This window comes from Aeromonas sp. Y289-2 (assembly GCF_027705925.1).
Lineage (GTDB): Bacteria > Pseudomonadota > Gammaproteobacteria > Enterobacterales > Aeromonadaceae > Aeromonas > Aeromonas veronii.
Map to the genome: position 1 here is coordinate 848,138 of NZ_JAPDCH010000001.1, position 14,760 is coordinate 862,897.

The 14,760-nt window shown below is 61.1% G+C and carries 8 protein-coding genes and 1 tRNA gene; 4 read left to right on the top strand and 5 right to left on the bottom strand.

Going from position 1 to position 14,760, the window contains the following annotated elements; translation table 11 throughout:
- Window positions 1–76: 76 nt before the first annotated feature.
- From OKC43_RS03790 to OKC43_RS03800, 3 genes are all read right to left on the bottom strand, one after another.
- A complete protein-coding gene (locus OKC43_RS03790) occupies window positions 77–934 on the bottom strand; it encodes an aldose 1-epimerase (RefSeq protein ID WP_270803934.1) in 858 nt (285 codons plus the stop codon).
- Entirely contained in the window at window positions 931–2,382 is a 1,452-nt protein-coding gene (locus OKC43_RS03795; protein WP_033136275.1) for a sugar porter family MFS transporter, read from the bottom strand. The genes OKC43_RS03790 and OKC43_RS03795 overlap by 4 nt, the downstream gene beginning before the upstream one ends.
- An 81-nt stretch (window positions 2,383–2,463) precedes the next feature.
- Entirely contained in the window at window positions 2,464–5,742 is a 3,279-nt protein-coding gene (locus OKC43_RS03800) for a DUF5107 domain-containing protein (RefSeq protein WP_270803935.1), read from the bottom strand.
- Between the two features lie 131 nt (window positions 5,743–5,873).
- On the opposite strand from OKC43_RS03800, the gene OKC43_RS03805 reads away from it, so the two are divergent.
- Window positions 5,874–7,058, top strand: a complete 1,185-nt coding sequence (locus OKC43_RS03805) for an ROK family transcriptional regulator (protein ID WP_270803936.1) — start codon at window positions 5,874–5,876, stop codon at window positions 7,056–7,058.
- Window positions 7,059–7,097: 39 nt separating this feature from the next.
- Here OKC43_RS03805 and OKC43_RS03810 read toward each other — a convergent pair.
- Together OKC43_RS03810 and OKC43_RS03815 are read right to left on the bottom strand one after the other, a co-directional pair.
- A tRNA-Thr gene (locus OKC43_RS03810) sits at window positions 7,098–7,173 on the bottom strand.
- Window positions 7,174–7,262: 89 nt separating this feature from the next.
- Window positions 7,263–8,003: a phosphatase gene (locus OKC43_RS03815; protein ID WP_041202200.1), complete on the bottom strand. Its 741-nt coding sequence runs from the start codon at window positions 8,001–8,003 to the stop codon at window positions 7,263–7,265.
- Window positions 8,004–8,473: 470 nt separating this feature from the next.
- Between OKC43_RS03815 and OKC43_RS03820 the strand changes: the two genes are divergently transcribed.
- The 3 genes from OKC43_RS03820 to OKC43_RS03830 all read left to right on the top strand — a co-directional run bounded on the left by OKC43_RS03820 (window position 8,474) and on the right by OKC43_RS03830 (window position 14,745).
- The gene (locus OKC43_RS03820; protein WP_005334507.1) at window positions 8,474–9,127 is read left to right on the top strand and encodes a TetR/AcrR family transcriptional regulator; all 654 of its coding nucleotides are present in this window, start codon (window positions 8,474–8,476) and stop codon (window positions 9,125–9,127) included.
- 48 nt (window positions 9,128–9,175) lie between these two features.
- Window positions 9,176–11,515, top strand: a complete 2,340-nt coding sequence (locus tag OKC43_RS03825) for an acyl-CoA dehydrogenase (protein WP_270803937.1) — start codon at window positions 9,176–9,178, stop codon at window positions 11,513–11,515.
- Between the two features lie 167 nt (window positions 11,516–11,682).
- Window positions 11,683–14,745, top strand: a complete 3,063-nt coding sequence (locus tag OKC43_RS03830; protein WP_270803938.1) for an efflux RND transporter permease subunit — start codon at window positions 11,683–11,685, stop codon at window positions 14,743–14,745.
- Window positions 14,746–14,760: the final 15 nt, after the last annotated feature.

Sequence of the window (14,760 nt, forward strand, 5' to 3'; positions counted from 1 at the left end):
CAGGATAATCCGCAATAAAAAGAGCCACCCGACGGGTGGCTCATTGCGTTCACCAATACCACAAGCCAGAGCATTATCAGTCCCCGGACGCTACTGTCAGGGTCATACCGATACTCATACGGTCACCTCTGGCGAGTAGCCGCAAACCGGGGTGACCGGCCAGGTGGTGGGCATTGGCGGCGTGACTCTGGGGCTCCAGACAGACGAAGCCACTCCCCTCATCGGGCTGATAGAGCATCAGGAAGGCACACTCGCTTGAAACCAGCAGCCGCTGCTGGCGGGCAGGATGGTCAAGCTCGGCCTGACCGCGCCAGCCGCCGTAACAGTGGTTGAGCCACCCTTGTGGGCGAGCCCACTGACGAAAGTCGTGGTGGGGCGCCAGCCTGCTCGACCAGTCGATCGGCAGATGATCCCCCCCCTCTTGCCAGACGCCGCTCGCCAGAAAACGGATGCGGGTCTGCTCGTCGCGCCAGAAGAAGGGATGAAAACCGGCGCCGTAGAGACAGGGCGCCTCCCCCAGATGCGTCAGACTGATACGTGCGATCAGGCTCACACCCTGCAGTCGATAGTCAATCTCGGCCAGATAGTGAAACGGGCCGCACTGGCTGGCAAGCTGCAGCGTCACTGAGCTGGCAGAGCCCGCCACCCGCTGCGATGGCTGCAACCAGCCATCGCCATGCAGTAAGAAGTCGGGATCTAGGGGACTTTCTGGCAAGCCATGCTCCTTCCCCCACAACTCAAAACAGTTGCCTGCCACCCGGTTGGCCAGCGGCACCATGGGAAAGAGGGCGCTTTCGCCGGGATGCCAGGGCTGCGCCGGGTCCGTATCGCGCAACAGCGGGCGCCCCTGCTCATCCTCCAGCCCCAGCAGACAGGCCCCTTGTGTTGAAACCCGCATCCGAAGATGCGGGTTGCCCAATGTGTAAACCGTCATGCCGAGGCGCTCGCCTTGGTCGGCGTCAGTTCAACCTTGCCCTGGGCCAGCTGGGCTTCCAGCGCCTCCAGCGTCACCCCTTTGGTCTCGGGCACCTTGCGATAGATAAAGATGAGACCGGCAAAACAGATAAGGCCATAGAGCAGGAAGCTGCCCGCAGCCCCCAACCCGGCATTGAGCAGCGGGAAGGTGTAGGTCAGCACGAAGCAGGCGATCCAGAGCGCCAGCGTACCGGCCGACATCGCCAGCCCACGCACCCGATTCGGGAAGATCTCCGAGAGCAGCACCCAGGTAACCGGCGCCAGGGTCAAGGCATAGATGGCGATGGCCGCCAATACCAGCAGCAACACTGGCAGCCCCAGTACGCCTGTGGCGTAGGCCGCCGCCATCATGCCGTAGATAATGGTCAGGCCCGCCGAGCCAATCAGCATCAGCTTGCGGCGGCCAATCTTGTCCACCATGGGCAGCGCGATCAGGGTAAACAGCAAGTTGATAAGACCGGTGGCGACGATGGATTTGAGGGTGCTGTTGATGTCAAACCCGGCGGAGGCAAAGATCTCCTGCGCATAGTTGAAGATGACGTTGATGCCGCACCACTGCTGGAACACCGCCAGCACAATCCCGATGATGAGGATCGGCCGCACCGAGGGTTTGCCCAGCTCCGCCAGCGAGACCTTGTGGGTCTCGCCCACCAGGGTCTGACGGATATCGGCCAGGGTCTGCTTGGCATAGGCATCCCCGCCAATCTTGCCGAGCATGCGGGAGGCTTTCTCATACTGACCATCTTTGGCCAACCAGCGTGGCGACTCCGGCACGAAGAACATCAACACCAGAAACGCCAGCGCAGGTACCAGCTCGGCACCGAACATCCAGCGCCAGCCGGACTGTCCATTCCAGGTCGCCAGAATATCGGCCTGAGTCGCATTGCTTGCCACCGGGTCGGCGATCATCAGATTCACCAGCTGAGCCGCCAGTACCCCGATGACTATGGTGAGCTGGTTGATGGCCACGAACTTGCCGCGCTTGTTGGCCGGGCTGATCTCGGCGATGTACATGGGCGAGAGCGCAGAGGCCAGACCGATGCCAATCCCACCGATGATGCGATAAACCACAAACAGATCGAAGTTGCTGGCCGCAGCCGTGCCCCACGCCGAGATGGTGAAGAGGATGGCTGCCAGGATCAGCGGCTTCTTGCGACCGAAGCGGTCGGCTGACCAGCCGGAGATGGCGGCCCCCAGCACGCAGCCCACCAGCGCCGAGCTCATGGCCCAGCCGGACTGGGCCGGATCCGTGATGGCAAAATAGGCCTCATAGAAGGGCTTGGCCCCGCCAATCACCACCCAGTCATAACCAAACAGCAGGCCACCGCAGGCGGCCACCAAACAGATCATCCAGATGTAGCTCATATTGAGCCCATTCGTATCCAATTGATTTTTCGTGCGTTCCATGACTCATCCTTTCTATCTTGTCGATTGTAGGGTGCAGTGGCGCCCCTCACCGTGGCGGGGCGCCGGTTTTTGTTATGAGAGTTATGAGTGGAGTGACAGCTCGCGGCAGATCAGGGCAAAGAGGTGTCCCTTGTCGTGAGCCGGGTTAAGGGTGAGCAGCTCTCGCAAGGTCTGTTCACAACCATCCCGCTGACCCAGCCCCAACAGACCGAGTGCTCTGACCAGCAGACAGTGCTGGCGATGTTTGTGCTGCGGGTCGTCATCCAGCACGATGAGATCCGGCAGTGAGACGGCGAAGAAGTCCGCCTCGACCGACTCGCCCATCGCCTGCTCGGCCCAGCCGACCATTCCTTCAAAGAGACGCTGCGCCTCCACAACCCGACCAAGACGTGCCAGCGCCATACCCTGATAGAAGAGATAATCCACCGGCTGATCGTTGTAGTAGCGGCTGGCCCCGAGCGATCCTTGGCCGAGGCAGGCCTGTTGCAGGCACTGGGCCGCCAGACTCTGGTTGTCACAGGCCAGATGGCAGAGCGCCAACAGGTAATGGATATCGTTGTCGGTCTGTCCTACCAGACGTCCCTCCCCCAGATTGAGGGGGTAGTGCAACGCCTGTTGCAGCAACGGAATAGCCTGCTCGTGGCGCCCCTGAATCATCAACGCCAACGCCCGGCGTTGCTGATTGATGAGGTACTGACCGGTCACCTTGCCCTCGCCCCCCTCCCAGGGGTGGAATTCGCGCAGCCGCAAGATCTCTGCCGCCGCCTCCAGCTGGCCGGTGATGTGATAGAGACTGAGCAGTTCAGCGGTCAGGTCGTCACGCTTGAGGACCACCTCACGATGCGCCTCCAGCAGCACCAACCGCTCGCTTGGCGCCATGGCGCAGCGCTTGTGCAGCTGATCCAGTTCAAACAACAAGCGGGCATCATCCGGCTTGAGGGCAAAGGACCGGCTCAGGCACTGCTCGGCTGCCACCGGATCGCCGCTCTTGTTGAAGTGATAGATGCCAAGGTTGCGCCATGCCGGGGCAAACCCGGGCGCCTGCTCGCACACCTGCTGCCACAGTGCGATAGCTTGCGGGTAGCTGCGCTTGCTGTAGTGGAAGCAGCCCAGCAGGTAGCTGGCAAACCAGCTGTGGGGCAGTTGCGCCAGCATGGCCACCTCGCCAAGGGTATTGGGGAAGCGCACCTTGCGGCCAAAGGCCTGCTCGGCCCGCGCCAGCAGGGCATCCTGCGCCTCACCTTCCGGCAACAATGCAGCCTGGAACAGCAGCGGCAGGGTCTCCTCCACCTGCAGTGTTGAGAGCAGTTGCTGCGCCAGCTCGGGACGTCCCAATGCCAGCAGATTGCTCGCCAGGAAGCAGAGATTCACCCCGCGCCCGTTGCACAGGGTGCGCAGCGCCTCGAGATCGGTCGGCTGCTCGCTTGCCAGCCAGCGCAGGAAGGCCAGTTGATAGTGAAGTGGATAACGAACGCGCTGCTCGTCGATATAGGCGATGGCTGCCTCCCGCTGGCCAGACTCCAGCAGCGCCAACCCTTTGAGGGCGATAGCGCCGTAGTGGGTGCCGTTGACGGCAAGACTCTTCTCGACAAATTGCAGTGCCTGCGCGGGATCCCGGCGCACCATGGCGATGCGGGCCAGCCCGAAGAAGCCACTGTCGCGGCAGTTACCGCTCCAGGTCGCCTTGTAAAAGTCATCGAAGGCGGCATCGAACTGCCCCAAACGCTCCTCGATATGGCCACGCAGCAAGCTCGCCTTGCCACACTGGGGGTTCTTGTTGAGGCGATGGGCACGGACCAGCGCCTGATTGACGTAGGTCAGCGCCTGCTCATAGTTGGCGCGGTTGTACTCCAGCGTTGCCAGCGCCAGGTTGCAGCGATAGTCGCCGCCATCCAGCTCCAGTGCCCGCAGGTAGTAATCAAAGGGCGAACGGCTGGCGTGCAGATACTGCTCAAGATGCTGGCCGATGAAGTAGAGCTCGTCGACCGAGTCGAGATTGACGGCGGGCTCCGGCGCGGTGGCAGGATCAGGCAGGGCTTCGCCTGCGGGCTGATGCTCGAGATAGCTCAGGATCGGCTGGCCCTGCTCATCCAGCAGGCGTACCTGCAAGCGTCCCTCGCTGGTGATGGTGAACGGCTCAAGCCAGGCCTGACCCGGCTGCAGATCTAGCGTCTGGGTGAACAGCACGCCACTCTCATCACTCACTTCGAAACGGGCGTGGCACAGCGGCGCGATCGCGTAGGCACCGCACAACAGACCGTCCTCGCTACGCTCCAGCTTGATGGCGGCGCGGGTGTTGGCGTTTTGCAGAGTACCGAGGGTGTTGTAGGGCAGGAAGTTCTGCACAAACACCTTCTCCTCCCCCGCATCCAGCCAGGTAAAGTCAGGCTGGTTGTCGGTATAGACCCCGGTCATCAGCTCGATGTAGGGGCCGTTGTCATCGGTCAGGTTGCGATCCCAGGCCAGACCGAAGTCACAGTTGCCCCAGCTCCACTGCTTCTTGCCCGGCGAAACGTGGTGATCCGCCACGTGCAACAGGCCGCCCTGCTCGTCATGGCAGTAGGCACCGACAAAGTCGTAGTCAGACGTGTCCGCCATATAGGAGGTGGGTACCGGAATATTGCGGTAACGGGAGATATCGACTCCGGCGGAGTAGTCCACCTTGTAGTAGGTGCCGCGGGCGATGGGGAAGGCACTGACGTCGCGCTTGCCGTGGTCATAGACGGCGGTCACATCGGGCGGGAAGACGCTCTGGTGGGCATCGCCCCCTTTCACCGCCGGGTTGGACCACCAGAGGAAGTGGCGCGGCGTGTCGTTGCCGTTGAACACCTTGCCAGTGATCTCGATGAGCGCCTTATCGGGATAGAGGGTAAACCCCGCCATCACCTGCAGACCACGCATCGGCTCCACCTCGCCGAGCCAGACGGTCTTGGCGCCGCCCTCCCGCTCCGTAATGGTGAAGTCCACCGGCATGAAAGTGGTGGGTCTGTGGTGCTGCGGCCAGTTGAACTCGATGCCGCCGGAAATCCAGGGCCCCACCAGCCCCACCAGCGCCGGTTTGATCACCTCGTTGTAATAGACGAAGTCGCGATTCATCACCTTGTCGTAGGCACGGTGGATACGCCCCCCCAGCTCCGGCAGCAGCATCACCTTGATAAAGTCGTTCTCCAGCCAGACCGCCTGATAGGACTTCATCTGCTTCTGGCCGGTGAGGGTGTCGATCACCCCATAGGGATAGACAGCCCCCGAGGAGCCCTGATAGACCCGCTTCTCGAGAAACATGGGGTTGGGATCTTCGGCGCCTACCTCGTAGGTCGGCAGTGAGATGGTCTCTACCCAGACCTTGACATCAGCTCTCATTAATCTCGCCTCACTCAACATTTGTTAGTAAAGTTTTCAGTGAGACCAGATTAGAATGGTTAAACCTGCATTAATTGCTGAAAGATCACGCAATACAGTAAGCGGAGTTTAGTGAAGCGATGAGCATAGGGTTGAACAACCAAAAGGTCCGCCACCACAACAAGCAGGTGCTGCTTGCCCTGCTCTATCAGTTAAAAGAGGCGAGCAAGTCCACCCTGGCGCGCCACTGCGAGCTCTCCATTCCGGCGGTCAGCAAGATCCTTGACGAGTTGGTGGCCGATGGCGCCATCAGCCACAGCGATCAGAACCTCTCCCAGCGCGGCATCAATGGCGGCAGCTACCGCATTGCCAGCGGCCAGGGGGCCATTCTTTGCCTCAATATCAGCCCCACCCATCTGGAGAGCATCCTGGTGGATAACCTGATCACCCCGCTGGATGAGTTCAGCGACCAGAAGATTGCCCCACAAACCCCCGATGAGCTGCTGCACCTGATTGAAGCGCACTACTACCAGCACAAGCGCCGCCACAAGGGACTGGCGATCCGGCTGGCCTTGGCGGTACACGGTCAGGTCAACCCGGCGACCGGGGTATCACAAACCATGCCGCAAGCACCCTGGCACGCACCGGTCGAGCTCAAGTACCTGCTGGAGGAGCGGCTGGGTTGCGAGGTGATGGTGGATAACGACTGCATCATGCTGGCGCTGGCCCAGAAGTGGCAGGACCGGGAAGGGAACGGGGATTTTTGCGTCATCAACATCGATTACGGTATCGGCTCGGCCTTTATCATCAACGACCAGATCTACCGGGGCGCCCTGTTTGGCAGCGGCCAGATAGGGCACACCATCATCAATCCGGACGGCAGCGCCTGTGCATGCGGCCGCTATGGCTGCCTGGAGACAGTCGCCTCGCTGTTTGCCATTAAGAAACGGGCCCGGGTCTTTCTCAAACAACAAGCCAGTGCCGACAACCCAGCGCAGACTGGTGTAGAGCTGGATACCGCCCAACTGCTCACGCTCTACCATCAGGGGGATGCCATGATCCGCGCCCTGGTGGACGAAGGGGCCCGCGCCATTGGCCTGAGCCTCTACAACTTCCTCAATATCCTCAACATCAACCGCATCTGGCTCTATGGCCGCAGCTGCCACTTTGGTGAAACCTGGCTGCAAACGATCGTCAGTCAAACCGGCGCCAACCCGTTCGACTGCAGCGATGCGGTCAACGCCACCCATATCCGTTTCGGCCAGCTCAGCCGCGCCCAGCAGGTGATGGGGATTGGCTATCTCTATGTGGAGCGAGCCTTGGCAAAAGCCATGTAAAAAGGGCAGGTTTCACAAATGAAACCTGCCCTCACGATCTGGTGCCGATAAGGGGAATCGAACTCCTGACCTTCGCATTACGAATGCGCTGCTCTACCAACTGAGCTATACCGGCTTGTTGCTCTCCACATTCATGAAAAATGGCCGGCAAGTCAATTGAGCCAGCTCGATTTTATGAGTTGGCTCATGGTGTTAGAGCCCGATTTACAGATCGACAAACTCGGGGATATGGGCGCGGCCGCGGCTCTCGAGGAAATCGAGCAGGGCCCGGGGAGAGCGCACCAGGATCCGCTCTTGCGGGAAGCCCGCTTCGGTCACCAGTCGGTGGCAATGGTCAAAATCGCCGAGGCTGAAGGCGACGTGGGAGTCGGATCCGAAGGTAAGATAGGCTCCCAGATCTCGCGCGGCTTCAACGATGGCACGGCAATTACCTTCGCTACCCGGGCGCGAGTGAATGAAGGAGGAGTTGTTGATCTCCAGCGCTACCCGATAGTCGGCCGCCGCCTTGACCACTGCCTGAATGTCGATGGGAAATGAGGGGTTGCCCGGGTGGCTGATCATGTCGACCCGGCCACTCTTGATGGCGTTGATCATCGCCTGGGTGTGGGTTGCCTGATCGCAGGGAGGGAATACCTGCTCATGAAAGCCCGCCATGATCATGTCCAGACGCGACTCGTAACGCTCGGGAAAATCGATCTCCCCCTCCAGGTTTTTGATGTTGGCCTCGATACCCCGCAGAATCCCTACCCCATCCACCACTCTTGGCAATATCGGCAAGTTGGCAAAGTGCCAGACATGAGGGGCATCGGCCATCTCGGGCCCGTGATCCGTGGTGGCAAACAGCTTGATCCCCTTGGCCCTGGCTATCGGCAGATAGTCGTGGATGGTGCTGTAGGCATGGGTGCTGGCAATGGTGTGAGTGTGGGTATCGACCGGGTACTTCATCTTCTCTCCCCTCATATTTTGAAAGGGCAGCATAGCAAAGAGCGGCAGCTTGGGCCACGCCAGTGCTTGCCACACTTTGTCACAAAATACCGCGAAGCTGACACAGTCTGAGGGGCTCTGGCTGGCATACTGCCCCCGTCGATACATGCCTGAACTCGCATCGACAGTTTGCTGTCAGGATGACGCGAACTCACTTTCCCCACCGTCGCGCCCTGCGGCGGTTTTTTTTGCCTGCAAACCGCAAACCGGTAACAGACGCGCAAAAAAAAGGCCCAACTAGCATGGTGCAGGTTGGGCGAGACTTAATGTTTAATTGCAGTGGCATAGATATAGAGTCTCGCGCTGTGGAGTTAGTTCCGACCTTTTTGCGCTTTTTCACAAAAAACATTCTGCTAACACCCGTTCACAATCTCTTGACACCCCGCGTTATGAAACGTACTTTTTAAACATTCGTTTAAGTGAGGTGTCCAGTGAGTAAAATCGATACCAAAAACCGTATTCTCGACGCCGCTGAAGTGCTGTTTGCCGAGCGGGGATTTGCCGATACCTCTTTGCGTCTGATCACCAGCGAGGCCGATGTCAATCTGGCTTCCGTGAACTATCACTTCGGCTCCAAGAAGGAGCTGATCCAGGCGGTGCTCGACCGCTATTTGAGTCTGTTCATGCCCGATCTGGATGCCCGCCTGCGGGTGCTGATGGAGCAAGAGCAGCTGACCCTGCTGCAACTCTTTGAAAGCTTTGTCGAACCGCTGATGAAGCTCTCGGCCGTGCGGGCCAACGGCCCGGCCATCTTCATGCAGTTGCTGGGGCGCGGCTATATCGACAGCCAGGGTCACCTGCGCCGCTTTATCACTGCCCACTATGGCCCCATTTTGCAGCGGATCACCCAGGCGATCTCCAAGGCCAACCCGGCCCTCTCGCCAGCGGATCTCTTCTGGCGCCTGCACTTCACCCTGGGCACCGTCGTCTTCACCATGGCCTCTGCCGATGCCCTGCGCGACATCGCCCTGGCCGATTTTGGCCAGCAGCTCGATGTCGAGGGGCTGGTTCGCAACGTCATTCCTTATCTGGCGTCCGGAGTCGGGGCACCAGTGGAGTCGACCAGGCTCTCCCTGGCCGTGTAACAACCAACAATAAATCAACGGAAACAGTGAAATAGAAGGAACTTCGGTATGATCACATTGCTTGTCCTGCTGGTGCTGGCGATAGCCGTTGTGCTCGGCGTACCCTCCATCCGTAAAAAGGTGGTAACCCGTCCGGTGTTCGGCATCTTCAAAAAGATACTGCCGCCCTTGTCAGCTACCGAGCGGGAGGCCATGGAAGCCGGCTCCGTCTGGTGGGATGGCGAGTTGTTCCGCGGCAACCCCGACTGGAAAAAACTACACGGCTACGGCAAGGCCGAGCTGACCGCAGAGGAGCAGGCCTTTATCGACAATCAGGTCGAAACCCTGCTCGCCATGGTTGACGACTTCAAGATCGTCAACGAAACCAAAGACCTGCCGGAGCCGGTCTGGGACTATCTGAAGAAGGAAGGCTTCTTCTCCCTGATCATCCCGAAATCCTACGGCGGCCGCGAATTCTCGGCGATTGCCAACTCCACCATCGTTACCCGCATTGCCACCAAGAGCCTGAGCGTGGCGGTCACCGTCATGGTGCCGAACTCCCTTGGCCCGGGCGAGCTGCTGATGCACTACGGCACCCAGGCCCAGAAAGATTTCTGGCTGCCGGGGCTGGCCAACGGCAAAGAGGTGCCCTGCTTCGCCCTGACCGGGCCGGAAGCGGGATCCGATGCGGGCGCCATTCCTGACAAGGGGATCGTCTGCAAAGAGATGCACAAGGGTGAAGAGGTGCTGGGTATTCGCCTCAACTGGAACAAGCGCTACATCACCCTGGCGCCGCGCGCCACCGTGCTGGGGCTGGCGTTCAAACTCTATGACCCGGAAAAACTGCTGGGTGACAAGGAAGAGCTGGGCATCACCTGCGCGCTTATCCCCACCAGCCACCCGGGCGTGCGCGTCGGCGATCGCCACTACCCCATGGGGCTGGCGTTCCTGAACGGCCCGACCTTCGGCAAAGATGTGTTCATTCCGCTCGACTGGATCATCGGCGGCCCGGATTACGCCGGCCGTGGCTGGCGCATGCTGGTGGAGTGCCTCTCCGCCGGGCGCGGCATCTCGCTGCCTGCCCTTGGCACTGCCTGTGGTCACATGGCGAGCCGCACCGTGGGCGCCTACTCCTATGTGCGCAAGCAGTTCGGCATGTCCATCGGCAAGTTTGAAGGTGTGCAAGAAGCGCTGGCCCGCATCGGTGGCCTCACCTATCAGCTGGAAGGGGCCCGTCGCATGACCGCAGGTTCGCTGGACTTGGGTCAGGCGCCGGCCATCGTCACCGCGATTTCCAAGTACCACATGACCGAGATGGCGCGTCAGATCATGGATGACTCCATGGACATCCACGCCGGTCGTGCCATCCAGCTGGGCCCGAAAAACTACACCGGCTACGCCTACATGGGGATTCCGGTCGCCATCACGGTGGAAGGGGCCAACATCCTGACCCGCAACCTGATGATCTTCGGGCAAGGGGCCACCCGCTGCCACCCGTACGTGTTTGCCGAGCTGGAAGCGGCGGCTGATACCGACGTGGAGCGCGGTCTCGAGAAGTTTGACGCCCTGCTGATGAAACACATCGCCTTTGGCGCTGGCAACTTCTTCGGTTCCCTGTTCCAGGGGCTGACCCTTGGCCAGTTCAACAGCGCGCCAGTGGCCGGTGAAACCGCCCGTTACTACAAGCAGCTCTCCCGCATGAGTAAAGGGCTGGCGCTGTGCGCCGACGTCTCCATGCTGATGCTGGGTGGCGATCTCAAGCGCAAGGAGATGATCTCCGCCCGTCTGGGTGATGTGCTGAGCCACCTCTATCTGGCCTCCGCCACCCTCAAGCACTACGAGGATCAGGGCCGCATGGTCTCCGATCTGCCGTTCGTGCAGTACGCGGTAGAGCGCAACCTCTACCTGATTGGCAAGGCGTTCGAGGGCTTCTTCCAGAACTTCCCGAACAAGGTGGTGGGTGCCGTACTCAAGCGCGTGGTGTTCCCGTTCGGCGTCGGTTACAAAATGCCGGCCGACGATCGTTGCCACGCCATCTGTCTGGCCATGATGAAGCCGGGCGAGTTCCGCGACCGTCTGACGGCACTGTGCTACGTCGGCAAGGACGAGGCGGATCCGGTCGGTCTGATGGAGCGTGCCTTCCAGGCCATGGTCGCCGTGCAGCCCTACGAGAAGAAGCTGGTGCAGGCCCAGAAAGAGGGCAAACTGCCCCGCAAACTGGCGCTGCCGGAACTGGTGGAAGCCGCTTTGGCCAAATCGGTGCTGAGCAAGGACGAGGCAGACAAGCTGCTGGCCGCCGATGCCCTGCGCTACGAAGCCATTCAGGTAGACAACTTCGCACCGGGCGAACTGGAAGGCTTCTCCCAGCAAGCAAACAAGCAGCCAAACAAGGTCGAGCACGCCGCCTGATCCCTTGGCAAACCAGTACCAAACCGGCCCTCGTGGCCGGTTTTTTTGTTTGTTAACCATGCATTTACAAGCCGGGAGAATTCCAGTTAAATGCTTGAGTCCCTGTTGCAGGGGCTTTGGAAGCAAGGCCAGCGGAATGGCCGATAACAACAACTCAGGAAGAGTGAATGAACCTCGCCAAAACGGCGATCGAGCGCCCCATCTGGGTGGCGGTCTCGATCGTGCTGATTTTCCTGCTGGGCCTGCTCAGCATCCGGGGACTGCCGATCCAGCTGTTCCCCGACATCGACCGTCCACACCTCAACATCTCGGTGAGCTGGCGTTCAGCCTCTCCCCAGGAGATGGAGTCGGAGATCACCGACCCCATCGAACAGGAGATGCAGGGGGTGCAGGGGCTCAAGAGCCTTGTCAGCAACAGCTATCCCGGCTTTACCGAAATCGACATGGAGTTTGCCCTCGGCACCGACATGCAACGGGCCCAACTCGATGTGATTTCGCGGCTGAACCGGGTCTCGGGATTGCCGGACAAGATCGGCGGCCCCTACGTCAACAACTACAGCAGCAACGATACCCTCACCTTCTTCTTCATCCAGCAGCTGCCCGGTGCCAAAGGGGTGATCGATGATCATCAGGCGTTGATCGAGGCGCGGGTCAAACCCGAGCTGGAACGCATCGAAGGGGTCTCGACAGTCGCAGTCGAGGGGATCAACGAGCGCCAGATCCAGATCCGCTTCGACCCCTATCGCGCCGCCGAGCTGGGGGTGGAGATCCCGGTGCTGGCCAGCCGGGCCACCACCGGCTGGGACGTGTCGGCCGGCACCCTCGACATCGGTCGCTGGGAGTACAAGCTGCGCTTTGCCGGTCGCTACGATGTCGAGACGCTGGGGGACAAGGTGGTGGACTGGCGCGGTGGCCTGCCTATCTATCTGCGGGATGTGGCGGAAGTAAGGGTGGCTAGGGAAGAGAACCCGGTGCTGCGGATCCAGAACGGCAATACCGCCATCGCCGCCCAGATCTTCAAGGAGAGCGGTGCCAATGCCCTGGCCTCCCTTGAGGCGATCAAGGCCCGGGTGAACGAGCTCAACCGCGAGATGCTGGAGCCGATCGGGCTGCACATGGAGCAGTCGTTCGATGCCTCCCTCTACATCAATCGCGCCGTCAGCATGGTCACCGCCAACCTGGGGCTCGGGGTGCTGCTCTCCTGTGCCATCCTCTGGCTCTTCCTGCGCCAGCTCAAGGCGACCCTGATGATTGCCCTCGCCATCCCCATCAGCATCATGCTCACCTTCTGCCTGCTCAAGGTGATGGATCGCACCCTCAACATCATCTCGCTGGCGGGCATCGCCTTTGCCGTCGGCATGGTGCTCGACGCCGCCATCGTGGTGCTGGAGAGCATCTACCGGCGCCACGAGCGGGGGGATTTGAGCAAGGCGGAGGCGGCGCTCGAAGGCACCCGTCAGGTGTGGACGGCGCTGGTCGCCTCCACCCTCACCACAGTCGCCGTCTTCCTGCCGGTGTTGCTGCTCAACGATGTGGAGGGTCAGCTGTTTGCCGATCTGGCGCTGACCATCGCCTGCGCCGTGACAGTCTCCATGCTGGTCGCTGTCATCGTGCTGCCTGCGGTGGCGGCGCGCTGGATGGGACACGAAACACTGAAAGACCCCTATGAGTCGCTTTGGCAGCGCACTACCCGTCACGTGATCCGCTGGACCTCGACCTCACGCCAGCGCTGGACGGTCATCACCCTGATGATGAGCCTGCCGACCCTGGCCACCTGGGCGCTGCTGCCGAAGATGGACTATCTGCCGGACGTGAAACGGGACGCGGTGGATGTCTGGATGAACTTCACCCCTGGGGTCAACCTCAAGGCCCAGCGCGAAGAGGTGATCGATACCCTGATCGCCCGCCTTGCCCCCTACATGAAGGGGGAGAAAGAGCCTGCCCTCAAGAACTACTACATCTTGCGCTACCCGGGGGGCGCCCAGATTGGCGTGCGCCCCAAAGACGAAAACCGCATCAAGGAGCTGGAGAGCCTGTTGATGAAACAGCTGCTGGTGGGTATTCCCGACACCCGGGTGTTCGGCGGTCAGGGGTCGCTGTTTGGCGGCTTTGACAGCGAGAACGGCGTCTCCCTGCTGCTGCAGGGGGGCAACCTGCCCGAGCTCTATCAGGCGGCCCGTGCCAGCATGGAGATCCTCAGCAAGGACTTGCCGGGAGCACAAATCCGGCCCGAGCCGAGTCTCGACTTCACCGCCCCCGAGCTCAAACTGGTGCCGCAAGATCGGCGTCTCGCCGAAGTGGGTTGGGATCGCACGCCCCTGCCCACCATCATCCAGACCTTTGGCGACGGCTTGCGGGTTGGCGAGTATTTCGACGGCGAAGATCGGCTCGACATCATGCTGATGGGACAGAGCTCCGCCAATCCGGACGAGCTGAAGGCAGTGCCGCTGGCCACCCCCTCCGGGCGCATCGTCCCCCTTGGCGAGCTGCTGCGGGTGGAACACGACATGGGCCCGGCCAGCATCTTCCGGGCCGATGGGCGGCGCAGCATCAGCCTGCAGATAGCGCCCCCGGCGGGCATGACCATGGAGCAGGTGATCGACACCCTGAAAAACCGCAGTTTTGCCGCCATCCGCCCCCTGCTGCCCGCCGGTGGCGAGCTGCGCATTGCCGGCAACGCCGACAGCCTGCAACAGGCGCTCGACAATCTGGGGACCATCTTCCTGTTCGCCGTGGTGATCCTGCTGGTGCTGCTGTGGGGGGTGTTTGCCTCCCTCAAGGATGCCCTGCTGGTGCTGCTCACCCTGCCCCTTGCCTCGGTTGGCGGCGTGCTGGCGCTGCAACTGAGCGGGCTGCTGGTGCCGCTGCCGATGGATCTGCTTACCATCATCGGCTTTGTCATCCTGCTGGGACTGGTGGTCAACAACGCCATCCTGCTGGTGCATCAGACCCGCACCGCCGAGCGGGGCGGCATGAGCCGCCAGCTGGCGGTGGCCGATGCCCTGCAAAGCCGGATGCGCCCCATCGCCATGACCAGCCTCACCAGCATCTTCGGCATGCTGCCGCTGATGCTGAGCCCGAGCGAAGGGAGCGAAATTTACCGCGGGCTCGCCACCGTCATTGTCGGCGGCATGAGTTGCAGCACCCTGTTTACCCTGATCCTGTTGCCTGCCTTCCTGCGTCTCGGGGAGCAGGTGGCGATCCCACAACCCCTGCGCCAGCGGGCCTGAGCAAGGAGCTCATCG

What these genes read in the sequence shown, in the direction of transcription:
- OKC43_RS03790 (WP_270803934.1), bottom strand. Translation starts at nt 934, where the DNA reads ATGACGGTTTACACATTGGGCAACCCGCATCTTCGGATGCGGGTTTCA.
- OKC43_RS03830 (WP_270803938.1), top strand. Translation starts at nt 11,683, where the DNA reads ATGAACCTCGCCAAAACGGCGATCGAGCGCCCCATCTGGGTGGCGGTC.
- OKC43_RS03795 (WP_033136275.1), bottom strand. Translation starts at nt 2,382, where the DNA reads ATGGAACGCACGAAAAATCAATTGGATACGAATGGGCTCAATATGAGC.
- OKC43_RS03815 (WP_041202200.1), bottom strand. Translation starts at nt 8,003, where the DNA reads ATGAAGTACCCGGTCGATACCCACACTCACACCATTGCCAGCACCCAT.
- OKC43_RS03800 (WP_270803935.1), bottom strand. Translation starts at nt 5,742, where the DNA reads ATGAGAGCTGATGTCAAGGTCTGGGTAGAGACCATCTCACTGCCGACC.
- OKC43_RS03825 (WP_270803937.1), top strand. Translation starts at nt 9,176, where the DNA reads ATGATCACATTGCTTGTCCTGCTGGTGCTGGCGATAGCCGTTGTGCTC.